This window comes from uncultured Campylobacter sp. (assembly GCF_938045345.1).
GTDB lineage: Bacteria > Campylobacterota > Campylobacteria > Campylobacterales > Campylobacteraceae > Campylobacter_B.
In genome coordinates this window covers 1-1,745 of sequence record NZ_CALIMS010000045.1, presented here as the reverse complement: position 1 = coordinate 1,745, position 1,745 = coordinate 1, and the positions used below count along the sequence as shown (strand labels likewise).

Genomic DNA, 1,745 nt, shown 5'->3' with positions numbered 1-1,745 from the left:
CGGGCGGCAGCAAAGTAAGCGGCAAGCTTCAGGCGCTTAAAAATTTACTTCCTAAAGTCGATAAGCTCATCATCGGAGGCGGCATGGCATTTACGTTTTTAAAAGCCGTCGGATATGACATTGGTAATTCGCTTTTAGAGGAGGATCTTATATCTGACGCACTAAATATCTTGCGCCGCGGCAAAGAGCTTGGGGTTAAAATTTATATCCCTGTCGATGCCGTCGCAGCTCCGCAATGCTCGCAAGATGCCGTTACAAAAAAAGTTACCGTCCAAGAAATTCCAAGCGATTGGATGGGGCTAGATATCGGGCCTGCGACCGTAGCGCTTTTTAAAGAAGCCCTAGACGATGCGCAAACGATCTGGTGGAACGGACCGATGGGAGTTTTTGAGATCGATAAATTCGCTCGCGGCAGCCTGCATATATCGCACGCGATCGCAGATAGCGACGCCACTACCGTAGTGGGCGGCGGCGATACCGCAGATGTTGTCGAACGCGCTGGTAACGCTGATGATATGACTTTTATTTCTACCGGAGGCGGCGCGAGCTTAGAACTCATCGAAGGCAAGGAGCTGCCGGGCGTGCGAGTGCTTACTGCTAAAACGGAGCTGCGATGATACTGGCAGCGAATCTTAAATGCAACCATACTCGCGCTAGTTTTGAGCGGTACGCTAAAGCTTTAGATGAAGGCTTAGCGGGCGGAATTTCGCGCGAGAATGAAATTTTAGTTTTTCCTCCCGCCAGCGCATTTTGCGCGAAGGCGAAAAATTTTACTCAAGGCGCGCAAAATTTCTATCCTGCCGCGCACGGCAGCTTTACGGGCGAGATCGGCGGCGATATGCTGGCGGAATTTGACGTCAAAACCGTTCTTATCGGACATAGTGAGCGGCGCGCTATTTTGGGCGAGAGCGCGGAGCTGATAAGAGAGAAATTCAGTTTTGCCGCAGCGCAGGGCTGGCGCATCGTTTTTTGCGTCGGCGAGGATGAGGCGGCATTTGCGCAAAACCGCAGCGAGGAGTTTGTAGCGACACAGCTTGAGGGTATCGATCTGAAATATTCGAGCTTAGTACTAGCCTACGAGCCCGTCTGGGCGATCGGCACGGGCAGAAGCGCGCAGTGCGAGCAGATCGAAAGAATGCTAAATTTCTTGCGCGCTAAAAGCTCTGCGCCGCTACTTTACGGAGGCAGCGTAAATGCGGAAAATATCGCAAAAATTTGCGCGATAAGAGGTTGCGACGGGGTGCTAGTGGGGACGGCGAGCTGGGACGCCTCGAAGTTTTTGGAGCTTATACGCGTCGTCTCGTGAGCGTCTTTTAATGAGTTTGAAATTTTAAGTCCGCGACAGGCTATGCGCCTAGTCTTGATTTAAAATCTCTGCACAACATTAAAATCCATCTCGCGATATTGCCGCTATCAAATTGCATTTAAAATTTGGCGTTTTGCGAAATTTTGCAAATTTTAATTTGATAGAATTTTAAGTCAAATTGCGAAGGATTTTAAGATGGATTTGAATGTTGTTGCAGATTTTGCGACCAAGACTAGGCATGTAGCCTATCGCAGGGAGCAAAATCAAAACTCATTCAAAGGCGCTTAAAAGCCAAGCAAAAATAGAAAGGAGAAATAATGATTTTAAAAGGCAAAAAGGGCCTCATCGTCGGCGTCGCTAACGCCAAATCTATCGCTTACGGCATCGCCGAAGCTTGTCACGCCCAGGGTGCGCAGATGGCGTTTACCTACCTAAACGA

The 1,745-nt window shown here is 49.3% G+C and carries 3 protein-coding genes; all 3 read left to right on the top strand.

The features are described 5' to 3' along the window. The coding region (gene pgk / locus Q0144_RS08050; protein ID WP_298063154.1) for a phosphoglycerate kinase at positions 1-617 on the top strand (617 nt) is incomplete at its 5' end. Further along, entirely contained in the window at positions 614-1,306 is a 693-nt protein-coding gene (locus tag Q0144_RS08045; RefSeq protein ID WP_298063151.1) for a triose-phosphate isomerase, read from the top strand. The genes pgk and Q0144_RS08045, both read left to right, overlap by 4 nt. A 317-nt stretch (positions 1,307-1,623) precedes the next feature. Next, positions 1,624-1,745, top strand: a 122-nt coding sequence (locus tag Q0144_RS08040) for an SDR family oxidoreductase (protein ID WP_366111430.1), incomplete at its 3' end; no start/stop codon positions are given.